The following is a 16,087-nucleotide window of genomic DNA, read 5'->3' as shown; positions in this document are numbered from 1 at the left end:
CTACAATTAAATGATGAGGATGCTACACATCATTTGCGCTTATTCACTGGCACTGCTTACGACCTGCGCATATTCGGAAGAAACCCTGCTGGTGGCCAACGTGATGCCTTTTATTTGCATTGAAGATGGCGTTACGAAGGGCGTCCTGTATGAGATAGTGCACGAGGCCGCGCTGCGCGTGGGGCATAGTGGCACGGTTAATCCCATGCCGACACGCAGACAAGCTGAGCTGGCGCGTAGAAATGCCGATACACTGACTACCCTTCTTTATACCGAGAGCCGGCAGGCTGAATATACGTGGCTGTTCAAATTGCTGGACGACCGTATTGTGTTGGTAGCCAACGCGGACGCCGGGGTGGACATTTCTTCTGTTGAGGCAGCCCGTAATCTACGTATAGGCGTTGTTCTTGGCGGGGCTGCGGAATATGCGGCCAACCGTCTGGGATTTAGCAACATTCAATCCGTGGCTAGCGTCGAGAGCAATGTTCGCAAATTGGCGATAGGGCGCATTGACGCATGGGTTGTTGGCTACGGAACCATGCTGTATGCGCAATCTCACTTTAAAGAGCATTCGGCCTGGAAGTTTGGTGCTGTGCTCGGGGACTACAGTATTTATTTCGGAGGCCCGCGGCATATGAACCCGGAGCGCGTGAAGATCTGGCGCCAGGCATTCGAGTCGATGAGACGTGATGGCAACTATGCACGTATATTGCGAGCGTATAACTATTCTATTCCTGATGCGGGCGGAGTACCTGCCAATTGAAGGCCGGCCCAGGGAAGGCTGCGCTTTTGCTCACCATCCCGATGCTCCCGCCAGACGCGCACTCTTCAGCTTCCCGCCGGACGTCGGACAAGTCGTCCGAGGCTGGGGCGAAGGTGTGAAGGGCGCGAAGGGGATGCGGACCTTTTCTTGGACTGGTTTACATCGTTAACCCCAAGCTTTCACGATACTCGATCGGGCTCAGATAGCCAAGAGAGCTCTTGATGCGCTTTTCGTTGTACCAGCGAATGTATTTATCGAGCACATCCACGAATTGTTCGATCGTCGTCGACCGCCAGTCCCCAGGATAGAACATCTCCGTCTTCAGCCTGCCGAAGAAACCTTCGCAAGCTGCATTGTCGGGCGAGCACGCCTTGCGCGACATTGATCGCGTCAGCTTCGCACCAGCAACCCGAGCTAACCAGCCCGGCCATCGATAGTGACCACCACGATCAGAATGGACGATCGGTTTCTCGTCACTCTCGGTCACGGTCTCGATAGCCGCATCCAACATAGTGTTCACTAGCTCTGCATCAGGGCTTGTGCCAATCGACCAACTAACGACCATGCCATCGAAACAGTCGATCATCGGCGACAGATAAATCTTCCCTGCCGGGATATGGAATTCCGAGATGTCCGTGAGCCACTTTTCGTTGGGAGCCGTCGCTTGAAAATCGCGATTGATGAGGTTCTCTGGGGCGGGACTGATTTCTCCAACATAAGAACGATACCTGCGGCGCTTTGGCCTGGCCGCAATGTGGCCCGCTTGCTTCATTAGGCGTCGCACGACTTTCTCCGAAATAAACACGCGCTGCCTGTTCAACGCAGCTTGAATCCGCCGATAGCCGTAGGAGCGATGGGCATCCTCGAAGATCTCGGTGATCGCCGGACGTACTTCCGCATATTTATCGGCAACGCGTAACGGGGACCGATGGTAGAAATAAGAGCTGCGCGGCAAGTCGAGCCGATCAAGCAGCTCTCGCAAGGCATACTCCTCTCTCAGGGCGTCAACTAACATCGTCTTCTCCTTGTTGCTCAGGAGTCGCGGGTCGACGCCCAGATCTTTTTTTAGGAGTTCATTCGCTTTCGTAAGAAGGTCGTGTTCCAGCTTCAGATTGCGAATTTCATCTTGGAGCGCCGCGACCTGTTGCTCCAAATCGTTCCGGTCCGATTCTGATGGCGGGCCCTTTTCTCGTTTCATGGATGCCGGGGCCTCTCGGCCAAGTAACTGATTCTTCCAGTTGTACAGCGTCACGCGGGCGACGTCCAGCTTTGAGGCTATGTCCTGCGCATTTCCCTCGCGCGTACACAGCTCGTAGACAGCTGCGCGCTTCGAGTCCAATGAGGCTGCCGGTTTGCTCACCTTGCCAACAACGGCTTTCTTAGTTTCTGGATAGCGTTCGCCAACCCACTCGGAAAGCTTTTGTCGCGAGGGATATCCCAACGCCCGGCGGGTAGCAGAGCTGTTAGGAGTAACCCCGCAAGTTATCGTCGATGAGGAAACAAGCTACCGTATCTTTTCCCTGAATGCTGACGATGGCAAAAGGTTATATCCGCGATTCTACGCATCACGGCGTCTAAATCGGGAACTACTTGAGGCGGTGAGTAGAGAATTAAGCGACCTCCCCGGGGCCAGCAAGTGGCAATTCTTTACTGGCGTGCGGCTATCCTTAGGCCGCCGAACACCCCTTGAAGCAATTGAAGCCGACGAATCTAGTTTAGTTCTAGCAGCAGCAAGGGCTTACAGGGAAGCTTGAGTGGATCGTATCATTGTGAAAACGAATCGATCCGGCTATCAATTCAATAGCGGGGTGCACAATGTGCCGCCATACTCGTCTCTTTCAAGACGATTCCCCCCCACCAGCACGGGTATGAATGCGATAATTCCTAAAGTAATAAAGCGACCCCTCGTGGCCTTGGATATAAAAGGGCGCCAACATATTGTTGAGCTGACAGCGGCGGCTCGCCTGTTTGAAGCTGATCGTTTCGCTTCTTCGAGAGACTCATGAGAAACCCCTTTACGCTAAGCCCAAGTCAAATAGCTGATGAATTACTGTTTCCTGGCCCGCTTCATATGGGGATGGCTTCCGGCGTGTTTGTTCAACTGCCCTCAACCGATGAGTCCGCTCAATTCTTTTGGGACTTGGCGCCAATGTTAGAGGCTGGCGGCATGCGCGTGATGGTGGTTGATGCGGCCAGACTTCAAGCGGAGGATGGACTTTCATTCCTCTCGCAACTTGTTCGCGATCGATGTGATCCCGCGCGTGCTGGTATTGGCAAAGACTTCACGTTTGCAGATGCCCTTGCGAACATTCTAAACGTCCAGCCACTGACCATTGCCCTGCTCCTTGGCGGCGCACAGCGACTGTCGGCTGAAGCCGATGAGCGGATATTGAAAGCTATAAAGGCAGCCAGAGACATGGTCAATCTAGAACCGAGCGCAGCAGGAAGATTTCGAATGGTAGCAACCTGGATCCTGCCCGCCGACCCATGCAGTTACGTCGAGAATCGCCGCAGCGCTTTTTATGGCGCAACTGCGGTGCGTTTACCAGCCGTCGATAGACAAGAAGCAAGTGCAAATACTACCGGCAGGAACTAAGGCGTGGCTGAGGACACCAAATGAATCGCCACGAGTCTGCTAGACACCCTTGTGCCGTTCAAAATGCCTTTGCTCAAACTCTGCTGGCGAAAGCCTGTCATTAAATCCGTGCCGGCGCTTCGGATTGTAAAACATCTCAATATAACGCTTCCCACTCATGATTTCTCCTTTGCCTAAATTATGGCTCAGGAATGTCTACGGTAGTCGTGGCGATTCAAGAATCAGTGGCTGCACCTCACGAGAATAGGTGGCGGCGCTTCACGAGAATAGGTGGCGGTGCTGGCGAGAATATTCAAACGGCGACATCCGTAACTCGGAAAAATTTGTCAATAAGAAGCAGGGTTCACGGGCTATATTGACATATTTATTGACTTAATGAATTAAGTCGGCATCGTCGGCATGAGATGGCCAGGCATATGGCTACTCAATAGGTCATCGGTTGCTATATCAGCTGCACTTAAGTATGAATGGACGGGCGAGAAGGGCCAGCGCCAGGCCTGGCATATCCATCGCAAGGACCGCGCGCCCCTGTTCATGCTGGCGCTGGCCAGCTTCGCGCCGGCCGGCGCCCATCCGTCGGAAACGGGCTTCGTGCTGCTGACCACCGATTCCCGCGGCGGCATGGTGGATGTGCACGACCGCAGCCCGCTGGTGCTGGAGGCGGCCGACGCGGCCACCTGGCTGGACCCGGACCTGTCGCCCGAACAGGCGGCCGAACTGGCGCGCGCGCTGGCGCTGGGGCCGGACTGTTTCGCCTGGGAACCGGCGACATTGGCGCCGGTGCCAGCGTCCACCAGGGCCGCACCAGAGCCTCAGCCGGTACCGGCGCCGCAATTATCCTTGCCGCTATAAAACGTGTGACCGGTAGGCGCCGTGGTGGCGCTTCGAAAGGCCCACACGTTTGATCCAGATCATGCCTTGCAGGTGCTGCTAACGTAGCCTTGTCTTTCGCGCACCAGCCGCGAATCGCTAGGCCGTTCGACTGCCGAATGCTCCGCAGCAAGCGGGTATTCCGCAATTTCACCTCCCGTCACTTACACTATTCGAGGCATTCATGTATCCATTCCAGCAAACCGTAACCCCCGCCGCCAAGACTCACCTGGAGGCGCAGTTGTCGTACTTTAACGACATGTCCAAATCCCTGTTCCGCACCATGCAGCAGTACAGCGACCTGAACCTGCAACTGGCCCAGACCATGCTTGAGGAAGGCAGCGTGGCAGGCCAGCAGATGTTGACGGCCAACCGTCCGACCGAAGTGCTGGCCGCGGCAGCCGCCCACGCCCAGCCGGCCGCCGAAAAGCTGCGCGCCTATCAGCAGCATGTATCGCGCATCGCCGCCGACACCCACGTGGACCTGGCCAAGGTGGCCGAGGAGCATGTGGCCGAAACGAGCCGCACCGCCAAGGCCCTGGCCGACGAGGTGGCGCGCGTGGCGACCGAAGAGACGGAAAAGACCGTGCGCAACCAGCAGGACGCCATGCGCAAGTTCACCGATCCGTTCGAACGCCTGGCCGACCAAGGCATGCGCCAGGCGGCGCGCGGCAATGAAATGCGGGGCTCGTCCACGCTGCAGAGCGCCCATGGCGACGGCATGGAAGGGCGTGAGTCGTCGTCGGGCATGCAGGGCGGCGGCACGGCGGGCGCTGGCATGCAGCAGGGTAGTTCGTCCGCTCCTGGCATGCACCAGGGCACGCCACCAGCCAGCGCCGGTAAGCCGGGTGCACGCAAGGAAACCTGAGTCTGATTAGCGCGTTGACCAGACCCGCCAGTTAGTATCGGCGCGGCCTGACGGTCCGGGCACGCTCATTCTGGGCGGCCCGGCCCGCTTCCATCACGGCCGTCAGCACAGGCTGGGCGCAGGCGCGCCCGCCACGCGCCTGGCCGAGCGCGGCGCGGTGGTCGGCTGGCTGCGCTTCGGCCAATGCCTTGGCCAGCGCGGTGGCCAGATCGCCGCGCCATATTTCCTCCAGGCCCCCCATGCGCAGGTAGTTCTCTGGGCCTGGCGCGAAGACGGGATTGCTATGCGCCAGTTCAGCCAGCACTGCCTCCGGCATCTTGGTGATGCGCGCCATGGCCGGTAGTGCCATGACGCGGATGGTGGCATCGGGCAGGGCGTAGCAGGCGTCGGCCATCAGGCCGCTGCTGACGAAGCCGCCCGACAGCGCCTGGTCATACACCAGCGCGACAATGCGATGGCCGCGCTGGCGGGCCAGTTCAAGGCATTTGCCCAGGTGCGCCATGTAGCGCTGGATGCCCAGCATTTCATCGCGGTGGCGCAGGCGCTGACCCTGGGTATCGACCAGCAGCACGATGGGCCGGCCCGGCGCTTCGCGCACCGTGCGCAGTACGGCCTGGGCTTGCGCCAGCGCCAGCTCCACACCGATGCTGGCGTGCCGCGTGGTGCCGATGACAGCCACCGTCCCGCCATCCACTTGCGCGACGCCGCTCAGCAAGTCGTCTTGCTCCGTGATCGCGTGCCCTTGCGGGAACAGGGCCGCCACCAATGCGGTCCACGCCATCATGCGACGCCCAGCCGGTGCGGCGCTGCGGCCTCGATGAAGGCTTGCGTCTCCAGTGCGGGGATGTGTTGCGCGTCCGGCATGCCCAGCGCTTGCCAGATGTCCACCGGATCGCGCAGTTGGTCAAAGCGTTCGATGCGCGCGGCCAGCAGGCGCTGTTCCTGTTCCAGCGCCGCCAGCGTCAGTTCCACCGGCGCGCCGGCGCAGGAAGCGATGGCGTCCTGGGCCGCCTGGCGGAAGGCCGCCATGTCATCGGCCACCAGCATCTGGCAATCACCGAGCAGATAGCGGTGCTTGCCGCCCGTGGTGCGCCATACCAGCGCGCGGTCGCGCGGATCGAATTCCGCTGTCCCGTTGGCGCTGGCGATCACTTCCGGGCCTGACATGGCCAGCCGCGCCGGTTCCGACATCACCACCACGTTGGCGCAACTGGCGACGATGCCCATGCCGCCAAAGGCGCCGTTGGCTCCGCCCACCAGCGCCACCACCGGCACGCCGGCGGCGCGCGCGGCCAGCAGGGCGCGCATCACTTCGGAAATGGCGATCAATCCCGCGTTGGCTTCATGCAGGCGCACGCCGCCCGACTCGATCAGCAGCACCACGGCCGCCGCCCGGTCGCGCGCGGCACGGCGCAGCAGGCCGGTCAATCTGGCGCCATGCACTTCGCCCACGGCGCCGCCCATGAAGCGTCCCTCTTGCGCGGCCGTGTAGACGGTCATTCCGTTCAGCCTGGCGCGGCCCACGGCCACGCCGTCGTCGGGCTGGGCCGGGATGTTGAATTGGGCCAGGTGGGGACTGGCCATGTGCTGCTCCGGCGCATCGAACGCCTGGAAGCTGCCGGCGTCGAACAGGGCGTGCAGGCGCTCGTGCGCGCTCGCCGCCTGGTAGCTGCTCATGGCGCCGCTCCTGATGCCGCTTCTGGTGCCGTTCCTGGTATGGCGCGCGCTGCCATGCGCGGGCGGGCGGTGCGGCAAGTGTGCAGCAGGTGATCGATACGCGGTGCGTGCATGGCTGGCTGGATCTGGTTGGGTTGACGGTGCTGGACGAGGCGCGCAGCGGGCATGCGCGCCGGCGGGCCACGCTCAGCATAATCGAAAACGGATGGCCAGCGGTAGTGGGGCGCGGCGTGGCTATAATGAGGCAACGCGGCCGGCATCGCCGGCGGCGGTCGCGCGTGCCGGCGCCATCCGGTAAACAGGAGAGGAGGCATGATGAGGCGCGTTCCCGTGTTTGGCGTGGTCCTGCTGGTGGTGGTGGGCGCCGTGCTGCTGGCGCCGTTGCCGTTGCCGCCGGGCGCGGTGCGCAGCAGCGCCGTGATCGCCCGCAGTCCGGGCGCCGTGTTCGATTATGTGACCACGCCGGGCAATTGGCCGCGCTGGCATCCGTCCTCGCTGGCGGTGGCGGGGGCGACCGACCATTCGCTGCGGGTGGGCGAAGTGGTGGACGAGGATTTCATCGTGGCCGGCTACCAGGGCCGGGTGCGCTGGACGGTGGTGCAGCGCCAGGTGCCGGAGCGCTGGGCCATCGCCGGCAAGATCGAGGATGGTGGCAGCGGCAAGGTCAGCTACCGGCTCACGGCGGTGGAGGGCGGCACTTTGTTCGAGCGCGAATTCGATTACGCGCGGCCCAATCTGTTGTTCCTGCTGGCTGACCAGTTGCGGGTGCGGCGCCAGGTGACGGCCGAATCGGCCGAGGCGCTGCGGCGCCTGAAAGCGGTACTGGAAGGGCAGGCGCCGGCGCCCCGTATGGCCGGGGTCGAGGCTACGGCAGGGGAAGGGTAGGGACGGGCGCTGGCGCCGGCGCCGCCCGCGCCAGATCAGGGGCGGCGCTGCAGGATGACGGGAACGCCTTCGGCCGACGGCGCGGCGCCGGGCAGCATGTCCTGCAAGGTCAGCCGGTCGAGCACGTCCAGGTAGGCGCGGGTGGCCTGGCCCAGCGCGGACTTGAGTCGGCAATCGCCCGTCAGCGGGCAAGTGTTGTGGTCACGGTCGAAGCACTCGGCCATGTAGAAGTCCGTTTCCGTGTCGCGGATCAGTTGGCCGATGTTGATGTCCTTGGGTTCGCGCCCCAGACGCAAGCCGCCGTTACGTCCCCGCACCGTCTCCACCAGGCCGGACTGGCCCAGTTGGTACACCACCTTCATCAGGTGATTCTTCGAAATCGCATGCACGTCGGCGATGTCCTGGATGGTGACCAGGCGATCCCGATGGGCGCTCAGGTAGAGCAGCGTACGCAGCGTGTAATCGGTGAAGGAAGTCAGTCGCATCGTCATTTCCGTGGTGGCGGGGCGGTTGGCGGCGCCCCTTGCAGATTGCTATTTTACTTGCTGGCTGGCCCGCCAGGGAAATCGGGGGGCGATTGCAGTATGATGATCGCAGTGGCGCGCCCCTCGTGGTGGCGCGCCCAGCAGACAGACAGGCAAGCTGACCGGTAATCAAACCGGTAAGCAGACAGCTTGCCACATACTGAGCCGTTATCACAAGCGGAGGCATGATGGACAATAGCGACCAGCGCCGGCAGTTTGTCGGCGAGTTGTGGCGCCGCTTCGAGGCGTTGCAGCAATGGGCCATCGAAAACTGGCCCGACGCACAGCATCCCCTCTCCAGCGCCGATTTCGTGGAGGCGCGCAAGGAAATCCTGGCCCTGGCCGACGCGCGCCACCCGGTGCCGGGGCGGGATGTGCGGGAGCCGTCCGAAGGCGGCCCGCAGTACGAGGATGTGACGCCCACTCCCTGGCCCTGAGCGGCCCGTCAGTGCGGCGCGCGCGGCGGCCGGCCCAGCATCCACGCCACCAGGCTGGCCACCAGTCCGGCCATGACGCCGCAAGCCAGTTTGAAGGCGCTGTCGAACAGCAGCGGCGCCACCACCCCCGACACCAGCGCGAACAACAGCATCTGGACGAACGATTGCATGGACGAGGCCAGACCCCGGTTGTCGGGGAAATGGTTGAGCGCCATCATGGTCAGCGGCGGCATGGCCAGCGCCAGCGCGAATGAATAGACGAACATCGGCAGCACGGCCCAGGGCACGGCGGCCGGATAGAAATAGTTGTAGCCTACGTTGGCCAGCGCCGACAGCGCCATCAGTCCGTAGCCGAGCCAGATCAGCGTGCGTGGCGCGTAGCGGTGAGCGAATCTGGCGGCCAGCGCCGAGCCCACCACCATGCCGCTGATGAGCGGCACGAACAGCCAGGCGAAGGCTGTCTCCGGCAAATGCAGGATGTCGATGACGAAATAGGCGGCCGAGCCGATGTAGAGCGCGAAGCCGCCAAAGCTCAGGCCGATGGCCACGGACAGCAGCAGGAACTGGCGGTGGCACAGCACTTTCCAGTAGTTGGCGGCGATCGCGCCCAGGTGGAACGGGTGGCGTGACTGGCGCGGCAAGCTTTCCGGCAACGCGCGCTGGACGGCGACGAACATCAGCGCTCCAAAGCCGGCCAGGAACCAGAAGATGGCGCGCCAGCCCAGGCTGACCTGCAGCCAGCCGCCCAGCACGGGCGCGATGGCGGGCGCGAGGCCGAACACCATCATCACGTGCGACAGGATTTTCTGCGCCTCGGCACCCTCGAAGCGGTCTTGCACGATGGCGCGCCCCACGACGGAACCGGCACCGGCCGCCAAGCCCTGCAGCGCGCGGCACACCAGCAGCACGCCCAGCGTGGGCGCCAGCGCGCCGCCGATGGAGGCGCCGATATACAGCAGCAAGGACACCAGGATCACGGGGCGGCGGCCGAACGAGTCCGACAGCGTGCCATAGAACAGCATCATGGCCGCGAAGCAAAACATGAACAGGCTCAGCGTTTGCTGGATGGCCAGCGGGGTGGCGTCGAAATCGCGGGTAATGGCTGGGAAAGACGGGAGATAGGTGTCGATTGCCAATGGCCCGACCATGGTCAGGCCGGCCAGCAGCAAGGTGAGCAGGATATGCATGGCGTCGTTCTTGTTCGTTGGAGCGGTATTTTACGTCAGCTCCGCTGAGTCCGTAGGCGCACGGCCGCTTTCTGCCTACGATCGATTTTTTCGATAATAATGGGGGATATTTTGCGTTTTACATCGAATCCCAATAATCGCATAATCTGTGTCACACATGAGCTGCGCCATCCTGGCCGCTCACCACCGCTACCTGGAGTTTCAGATGAAAAAGCTTGTCGCCCTGTTGTTCGCCGCCGGTTTCTCCCTGGCCGCCTCGGCCACCCCGGAAACCTTCGTGATGGACGGCACCCACACCTTCTCGCGCTTCGAATACAGCCACTTCGGCTTTTCGACGCAGTTGAGCCGCTTTAACAGCACCACCGGCAAGATCGTGCTGGACCGCGCGGCCAAGACGGGTTCGGTGGAAGTGACGATCGATGCCAAATCGGTCGACACGGGCTACCCGACCTTCAACGGCCACCTGCAGGGTGAGGACTTCTTCGACACGGCCAAATATCCCGTGATCACTTATAAGTCGACCAAGTTCAACTTTAACGGCGACAAGCTCGCCTCCGTCGATGGCGACCTGACCATCAAAGGCGTGACCAAGCCCGTCACGCTGACGGTGACGTCGTTCATGTGCATGCCGCACCCGATGATGAAGAAGGAAGCGTGTGGCGCCAACGCCGTCGCCAAGATCAAGCGTACCGAGTTCAACGCCGGTAAATACGCCCCTTACGTGGGCGATGACGTGGCCCTGACCTTCGCCGTCGAAGCCATCAAGGAATAAGCGGACCAGTTCGCCAGGACAGGGCGCCCAGGTGGCGCCCTGTTTGTTTGAGCGGTTTGAGCGTTCACACCAGCTGGAACCAGCCCAGCACGGCGCCCGCCGCCAGCAGCCACAGCAGATGTATTTTGGTGCGCCAAATCAGGATGCCGGCCACCACCGACAGCAGCCACAGCGACCAGTCCAGCGCGATATCGCGGTGAGCGCTGCCCAGGATAATACCCACCGACACCATCAAACCCACCACGATGGGCGCCATGCCTTGCTTGAAGGCGCGCACCCCCAGCAGCTCGCGGTTCTGGTGGCCCCAGCGCGCCGCCAGGTAGGTGATGGTGGTGCTGGGCACCATGATGCCCGTCATTGTAATAGCCACGCCAGCCAGGGCGGCCATATAACTGCCGGCGTTGAGGCCCACATTCCAGCCCATCAGCGCCACGAACAGCACGTTCGGCCCCGGCGCCGCCTGGGCGATGGCGATCGAGTCATTGAATTGCGATTGGGTCAGCCAGTGGTGTTCTTCCACCAGGAAACGGTGCATTTCCGCCGTGGTGGAGATGGCGCCGCCAATCGACATCAGCGACAACATCAGGTAGTGGCCAAACAGGTTGAGCCAGTCGGCCCAGTCCAGCGTCAGGTGCAGGGGCGCGTTCATGGCCGCAGGTTCCGGTACGTGAGCCAGCAGCCTAGGCCGCCCAGCAAGGCCAGCGTGTAAATCAGGGGCCAGTGGAGCAGCACCACGCATACCACGCCGAGCGTGGCGATCAGCAGCGACCAGGTCAGCGGCAAGGGATGGCGCCGCAGGGCCGCCGTCAATTTCAGGCCGGTGGCGGCGATCAGGCCGGCCGACACGGCCGCCATGCCGCGCAACGCGCCGGCCACGCCGGGATGGCTGGCGAAATGGGAGTGGAGCAGGGCCAGCAGCAGCACCAGCAGCAGCGGCACGGTCAGCATGCCGGCCAGCGCGGCCATGGCGCCGGGCAAGCCGAAATAGCGCCCGCCTATCATCATGGACAGGTTGACCACGTTGGGGCCGGGCATGATTTGCGCGACGGCCCATTCTTCGATGAATTCCTCCTGGCTCAGCCAGCGCTTGCGCTCCACCAGTTCGCGCTGCACCACGGCCAGCACACCGCCAAAGCCCTGCAGGGCCAGCACGGTAAACGACACAAACAAATCGGTCAGGGATGTGGGGCGGGGCCGTTCCGGCACAGGTGGGGTGCTCATGCCGTCATTATGGCATGGCCGCTAAATTGCCGTGCGGCACAGTTGCAAACGACCCCGGCCGCTGGCGCAGCGACTACCTTTGATTTAGCACAAAACGCGAAAGCTGGCGCGTGGTGCCGGAAAAACTTTTTATTCGTTCACGATGGGAAGCTGACATTGACTTTGGCGTGCCATGGCCAATACTCGTTTCTGGCAGCCGGCCAGGCGCCCGGTCAGATGAGGAGCTGGCCGCCATTCAACAATCGAACAGAGGATTGCGATGAACGTGCTAAGCATGCAACCCACAGAACCGCCCGTGCCTGCTGACCTGTATCAAGCGAGAACCGACGAGCATTGCCGCGATGTGGTCGACCGCGGCATCCTGGTGCAAGCCAGTTTCAACACCATGTGCGCGATCGAATACTTGAAGTCCAACAACGTCCAGTCGCACATCATCGAACGAGTATTATTGCACCCTGAACAGCGACGAAAACCGCGCCATTGAGCCGCTATCCTCCTGGCATTCCTGCCCGGTAAGTGAAGTTTCCACCGGGCTGGATCTGCTTCATCCGTCCCTGGTCCCGGGCCAGCGGGGCTATCATCCAGTTATACACAAAACGGCCGCGAAAGATATTTTGCGGTAACTTTCATGGTGACAATTGGTGACTTTCTAAGTGTTTGATTTTATTGATGTAATTTTTTGCCTGCTGGATAGGCAGTTTGTTGAAGGGCCCGCCATTACAGGCTTTTCGGGCTGTCAAGAGGGGCTTGTCCACAAAGATATCCACAGTCATTGTGGATATCCGAAAAAGTGCTTAACAATCCGCGACTTAGCGTGGGCCGCTGTCACAATGCCGGCAAGATGCAGGCAAGTACAGGGAAAGTTGAGCGAAAATGAAAGCAGTTCACTACTGTATGCCTGAACAGTGGTTGGGTCCGGGCGGCTGGTTCAGATCAGGCTGGCGACGGCCACATAGGCCTCCGTCTTGCCGCCGGCATCGAGGGCCGGCATGATGGTGGTGCGCAGGCGCAGGGGCTGGCCTTCGCTGGTGTAGGCCGTCACCACATCGCTCCACGCTTCGCCATCCTTGAGCGCTTGCAGCGCGTCGCTCAACTGGTCCTGGGGGAAGGGCGCCGCATGCAAAATGCGGGGCGACTGGCCCAGCAACTGTTCTGGCGCGAAGTGCAATACGGCGCACAGTTTGTCGTTGACGTCGGCGATCTTGCCGGCCGCATTGACGGTCATGATCAGCGCATGCTGATCCACCGCCGCCAGCAGGCGGCGCGCCTGGCTCAGCTCCGATTGCAGCGCGCGGTTGCGCTGCTCGGCCGCTTCCAGGCCCGCGTAGGCCCGCAGCGAGGAGATCACCGTGGTAAACAATTTGCGCGTGGTGAGGTCGGTCTTGCACCAGAAGTCGTTGATATCGTAATCGAGGATGATGCTGTGTTCCAGCGCCTGGCCCGGCTGGCCCGTGCGCAGCACGATGCGCACCAGGTGGTTGCCCAGCGCGTCGCGGATCTGGCGCGCCACCCGCAGGCCGGCGTCGCTCGTCTCCATGATCACGTCCAGCAGCACCAGCGCCACGTCGGGGTTGGCGCGCAGGGTGCTCAGCGCCTCCTCGCCGCTGTAGGCATGCAGGAAGCTGATACGGCGGCCCATGAAGCAGGCATTGCTGAGAGAGAATTTGGTGACCACATGCACATCGACGTCGTCGTCCACGATCAGCACGCGCCATGGCGCAGGCGCCTGGGCGGCGGCTGGTTGGTGCGGCGCTACCTCGTCCTCGATCATCCAGTTTGTCGAGTCGTCGTTATTCACGTCCATGCAATTTCTCACGGCAAGTCTAGGAAGGGCGCGTAGTGTACTGCAACGCCTGTGCAATGCGGCAGTTAGAGTGACACTATTCCTGCCCCGCTGTTTTGTCAAAGGATTCCCGGCGGCGGGGCGAAAGATTTCCAGCTTGCATTAAAAATATTTTGAGACAACTTGAAAACTTGCCGTGCGTCCCAATTTGACAAAGCGTAAGCTATTGATTTTATTGATAATTTTTTCTGCCTGTGGAATGGGCATTTTGTTGAAACCCGCGCCAATACTGGCCTGCCGGGCTGTCAAGTGGCGGTTACCCACAACGTTATCCACAGTTGATGTGGATATCTGTGAAAAACGCTTGGTAAACACCTGCTTAGCCGCCAAAGTTGAGAAAACAGGTGCGCCGTGTGGTATTCCCGTCACCGGCAGGCGGCGACCAGCCGTTGCAGTTCCTCCAGGAAACGCTGTTGCGCCAGCAAGGGCGGCCATGGTTCCCATGCCGTGCCGCCATACTGGGCCAGCAGCGGGTCGTGCTCCAGCGGCCGTTCGACGATCTTGAGCGTGCGCCGCACCTCTTCCTCCGACCAGCCCACCACATGCACGGCCTCGCTGGCGGCGGCCACCCGGTCGGCGCGCTTGTGCAGGATGAATTCCTGGGCCGGCCACCGTTGCAGGCCGTAGCGCTGGAATACGGCATCCTGCAGGCGCTGGCTCAGTTGCTGGAAGCGTTCGCCCAGGAAGGGCTTGAGGGGGCTCAGGCAGTCGAAGCCGATCAAGCCTTCGTCGCCGTCATGGATCAGTTCGCGCAGCTCCACTTCCGGCGCCAGCGGCGTGGACGCCATGGCGCGCCGCAGCAGCATCACCGTGATCGAGTGCTGGGCCACGGACAAGGGCAGGTTCCAGCGCGAATGGCCGCCCCAGCGGTAGGTGCGGGCCAGGCCCAGCGCCAGGTCCGTGTCCTCCCAGTCCAGGGGCGTGGGATCGAGTAAATCAAGGCGCTTGCCCGATGGCATGCGTACCCAGGCGCGAGTTTCGCGGCCCATCTGTGCATCCTTTCCCGTGTCCGCGTCGCGTCACGCCACCATCGTACACCGGGGCCGCGCCGGGCGTGCTGGCCTGTCGCTTTTTGGTAGTGGCGGGGCGGTCAGCGTTCGTGGGGGAGTTGTTGCAATTTTATTGTTTTATTAACTTTCCGCCAAATACATCCGCTCGACGGACGCCACCAGCTCGGCGTTGTCGAACGGTTTGCGCAGGACGCCATGCGCGCCCAGCGCCAACGCCTGCGCCAGCCGGTCTTCCGTGTCGGCCGAGATCACCAGGGTGCGGAATGGCTTGGGCAGGGTGGCCTGGCGCAGGAAGCGCAATACGTCGAGTCCGTCCATGCCGGGCATGCGCAAGTCTAGCGTCAACACGCCCGGCTGGAAGGTGGGCAGCAGTGCGCCGGCCTCGAAACCGTTGGCGGCGATGGCCGTCTCGAACCCGGCGCCGCGCAGCACCCGTTCGATGGCGCGCGCCATGGCCGGCTCGTCGTCGGCGATCAGCACGCGGCGCGGCAGCGGCGGTGGGGCGTCGCGCTCCGGGATGCCATGTGCGGCCATGAAACTGCGCAAGGCGGCGCGCGTGATGCGGCGGTCGCCGCGGCCTGGCAATTTGTACGCTTGCAACAGTCCACGGTCTATCCAGCGCAACACGGTGCGGAAATTGACGCCGCACAGTTGCGCCGCTTCCCCCGTGGTCAATACGTCTTGTCCCTCGTTTTCCATGATGCTCCGTCAGTTAAGTCGTGTTTGACAGGTTAGACAGCTTGGACTAGATTGGCAATAGGCAATGCGGTTTTCCTTGTTAATAAAGTGGCATCGACACCACAGGAGTGGCCATGGAGACATTGCAGGATGGGCAGCTGGTACCGTGCGAACGCGTGCGTTTCGCCAGCCTGTGCCGGCGGCACGGTTTGCGGCCGGAGCGCTTTCTGGTGACGGCGGACCCACTGGGGTTTCCGGGCGGCGAGGGTGGGCAGCGCACGGTGCGCGTGCTGTACCTGCATGGTTGCCGGCGCTACCGGCTCGACCCTCAGGGCTTGTGGTTGGCGGCGTTCGAGGCGGATTTATGGGCCGGCCACTTCCATCTGTGGCGCGGCGCGGACTGCGCCTGAATCCACCGTATCCACGCGCTTGCAGCCACACTTTCCGGGAGCATGATGATGAGCACACTGGCTGGCGATACCCTGCCGATGATGGATGAATACCAGTTTCACCAGTTGCTGGCGGGGCCGGCGCCGGTAAGGGTGGACATTGTCCGCTTGGGGCCGTATTTCGCGCCCTACGTGCCGGCGTCGGGCGTGCCGGGCGCGGGAGCCCCCTACGGCGCCATCGTGCGCGGCCACAGCGACTTGCTGGCGGCCGAGACGGTGGAGGGTGTGCGCCGCCTGCTGCTCGACATCGCCGACGGTTGTACCCGGCTGCGGATCAACGACGCGGCCGTACGCGGCGCCTGAAACG

Annotated in this window: 20 protein-coding genes and 1 pseudogene; 10 read left to right on the top strand and 11 right to left on the bottom strand. The window is 62.1% G+C overall.

Features of this window, described 5'->3' with window-relative positions:
* The first annotated feature begins 19 nt into the window (after window positions 1-19).
* Window positions 20-763, top strand: coding sequence for a substrate-binding periplasmic protein (locus H3H39_RS17720; RefSeq protein WP_182154919.1), 744 nt, complete (start codon window positions 20-22; stop codon window positions 761-763).
* Window positions 764-920: 157 nt separating this feature from the next.
* Here H3H39_RS17720 and H3H39_RS17715 read toward each other — a convergent pair.
* Window positions 921-2,222 (bottom strand): annotated as a pseudogene (locus tag H3H39_RS17715) (IS3 family transposase); the annotation flags it as partial.
* A 543-nt stretch (window positions 2,223-2,765) separates the two neighbouring features.
* Here H3H39_RS17715 and H3H39_RS17710 point away from each other — a divergent pair.
* From H3H39_RS17710 to H3H39_RS17700, 3 genes are all read left to right on the top strand, one after another.
* Window positions 2,766-3,359 carry a hypothetical protein gene (locus H3H39_RS17710; RefSeq protein WP_182154917.1) on the top strand — a complete coding sequence of 198 codons (594 nt, stop codon included), beginning with the start codon at window positions 2,766-2,768 and terminating at the stop codon, window positions 3,357-3,359.
* A 399-nt stretch (window positions 3,360-3,758) separates the two neighbouring features.
* Window positions 3,759-4,211, top strand: a complete 453-nt coding sequence (locus tag H3H39_RS17705; protein ID WP_182154915.1) for an SOS response-associated peptidase family protein — start codon at window positions 3,759-3,761, stop codon at window positions 4,209-4,211.
* A 202-nt stretch (window positions 4,212-4,413) separates the two neighbouring features.
* Entirely contained in the window at window positions 4,414-5,097 is a 684-nt protein-coding gene (locus tag H3H39_RS17700; protein WP_182154913.1) for a phasin family protein, read from the top strand.
* A gap of 31 nt (window positions 5,098-5,128) precedes the next feature.
* Here H3H39_RS17700 and mdcE read toward each other — a convergent pair whose 3' ends face one another.
* Together mdcE and H3H39_RS17690 are read right to left on the bottom strand one after the other, a co-directional pair.
* Window positions 5,129-5,878: a biotin-independent malonate decarboxylase subunit gamma gene (gene mdcE, locus H3H39_RS17695; RefSeq protein WP_182155074.1), complete on the bottom strand. Its 750-nt coding sequence runs from the start codon at window positions 5,876-5,878 to the stop codon at window positions 5,129-5,131.
* Window positions 5,878-6,774: a biotin-independent malonate decarboxylase subunit beta gene (locus H3H39_RS17690; protein WP_182154912.1), complete on the bottom strand. Its 897-nt coding sequence runs from the start codon at window positions 6,772-6,774 to the stop codon at window positions 5,878-5,880. The genes mdcE and H3H39_RS17690 overlap by 1 nt, the downstream gene beginning before the upstream one ends.
* A gap of 312 nt (window positions 6,775-7,086) precedes the next feature.
* Between H3H39_RS17690 and H3H39_RS17685 the strand changes: the two genes are divergently transcribed.
* Window positions 7,087-7,659, top strand: coding sequence for an SRPBCC family protein (locus tag H3H39_RS17685; protein WP_182154910.1), 573 nt, complete (start codon window positions 7,087-7,089; stop codon window positions 7,657-7,659).
* 35 nt (window positions 7,660-7,694) lie between these two features.
* Here H3H39_RS17685 and H3H39_RS17680 read toward each other — a convergent pair whose 3' ends face one another.
* Window positions 7,695-8,144, bottom strand: coding sequence for an RrF2 family transcriptional regulator (locus tag H3H39_RS17680; RefSeq protein ID WP_182154908.1), 450 nt, complete (start codon window positions 8,142-8,144; stop codon window positions 7,695-7,697).
* A 224-nt stretch (window positions 8,145-8,368) separates the two neighbouring features.
* On the opposite strand from H3H39_RS17680, the gene H3H39_RS17675 reads away from it, so the two are divergent.
* Complete coding sequence (locus H3H39_RS17675) at window positions 8,369-8,620, top strand: hypothetical protein (protein ID WP_182154906.1); 252 nt, start codon at window positions 8,369-8,371, stop codon at window positions 8,618-8,620.
* An 8-nt stretch (window positions 8,621-8,628) separates the two neighbouring features.
* Here the strand turns inward: H3H39_RS17675 and H3H39_RS17670 are convergent, their stop codons facing one another.
* Window positions 8,629-9,807 carry a multidrug effflux MFS transporter gene (locus H3H39_RS17670; protein WP_182154904.1) on the bottom strand — a complete coding sequence of 393 codons (1,179 nt, stop codon included), beginning with the start codon at window positions 9,805-9,807 and terminating at the stop codon, window positions 8,629-8,631.
* A 205-nt stretch (window positions 9,808-10,012) separates the two neighbouring features.
* Here H3H39_RS17670 and H3H39_RS17665 point away from each other — a divergent pair, with 205 nt between their 5' ends.
* Window positions 10,013-10,579, top strand: a complete 567-nt coding sequence (locus tag H3H39_RS17665) for a YceI family protein (RefSeq protein WP_182154902.1) — start codon at window positions 10,013-10,015, stop codon at window positions 10,577-10,579.
* Window positions 10,580-10,643: 64 nt separating this feature from the next.
* Here H3H39_RS17665 and H3H39_RS17660 read toward each other — a convergent pair whose 3' ends face one another.
* Window positions 10,644-11,228, bottom strand: coding sequence for a chromate transporter (locus H3H39_RS17660; RefSeq protein ID WP_182154900.1), 585 nt, complete (start codon window positions 11,226-11,228; stop codon window positions 10,644-10,646).
* A complete protein-coding gene (locus tag H3H39_RS17655) occupies window positions 11,225-11,800 on the bottom strand; it encodes a chromate transporter (protein ID WP_182154898.1) in 576 nt (191 codons plus the stop codon). Before H3H39_RS17655 ends, H3H39_RS17660 begins: the two co-directional genes overlap by 4 nt.
* A gap of 274 nt (window positions 11,801-12,074) precedes the next feature.
* Here H3H39_RS17655 and H3H39_RS17650 point away from each other — a divergent pair, with 274 nt between their 5' ends.
* Entirely contained in the window at window positions 12,075-12,284 is a 210-nt protein-coding gene (locus tag H3H39_RS17650; RefSeq protein ID WP_220461589.1) for a hypothetical protein, read from the top strand.
* 444 nt (window positions 12,285-12,728) lie between these two features.
* Here H3H39_RS17650 and H3H39_RS17645 read toward each other — a convergent pair whose 3' ends face one another.
* The 4 genes from H3H39_RS17645 to H3H39_RS17630 all read right to left on the bottom strand — a co-directional run bounded on the left by H3H39_RS17645 (window position 12,729) and on the right by H3H39_RS17630 (window position 15,352).
* Window positions 12,729-13,604 carry a PAS domain-containing protein gene (locus H3H39_RS17645; RefSeq protein WP_229218113.1) on the bottom strand — a complete coding sequence of 292 codons (876 nt, stop codon included), beginning with the start codon at window positions 13,602-13,604 and terminating at the stop codon, window positions 12,729-12,731.
* Between the two features lie 141 nt (window positions 13,605-13,745).
* On the bottom strand, window positions 13,746-14,078 hold the full coding sequence (locus H3H39_RS17640) for a hypothetical protein (protein ID WP_182154896.1): 333 nt from the start codon (window positions 14,076-14,078) through the stop codon (window positions 13,746-13,748).
* Window positions 14,009-14,632: a phosphohydrolase gene (locus H3H39_RS17635; RefSeq protein ID WP_182154894.1), complete on the bottom strand. Its 624-nt coding sequence runs from the start codon at window positions 14,630-14,632 to the stop codon at window positions 14,009-14,011. Before H3H39_RS17635 ends, H3H39_RS17640 begins: the two co-directional genes overlap by 70 nt.
* A 141-nt stretch (window positions 14,633-14,773) precedes the next feature.
* A complete protein-coding gene (locus H3H39_RS17630) occupies window positions 14,774-15,352 on the bottom strand; it encodes a response regulator (RefSeq protein WP_182154892.1) in 579 nt (192 codons plus the stop codon).
* Window positions 15,353-15,465: 113 nt separating this feature from the next.
* On the opposite strand from H3H39_RS17630, the gene H3H39_RS17625 reads away from it, so the two are divergent.
* A complete protein-coding gene (locus H3H39_RS17625) occupies window positions 15,466-15,741 on the top strand; it encodes a hypothetical protein (RefSeq protein WP_182154890.1) in 276 nt (91 codons plus the stop codon).
* 48 nt (window positions 15,742-15,789) lie between these two features.
* Window positions 15,790-16,083: a hypothetical protein gene (locus H3H39_RS17620; RefSeq protein ID WP_182154888.1), complete on the top strand. Its 294-nt coding sequence runs from the start codon at window positions 15,790-15,792 to the stop codon at window positions 16,081-16,083.
* The last annotated feature ends 4 nt before the right edge of the window (window positions 16,084-16,087 follow it).

Source organism: Rugamonas apoptosis, from assembly GCF_014042355.1.
Lineage (GTDB): Bacteria > Pseudomonadota > Gammaproteobacteria > Burkholderiales > Burkholderiaceae_D > Rugamonas > Rugamonas apoptosis.
Note: the sequence above shows the minus strand (reverse complement) of the source record. Positions and strands in the feature narration are given on the sequence as shown.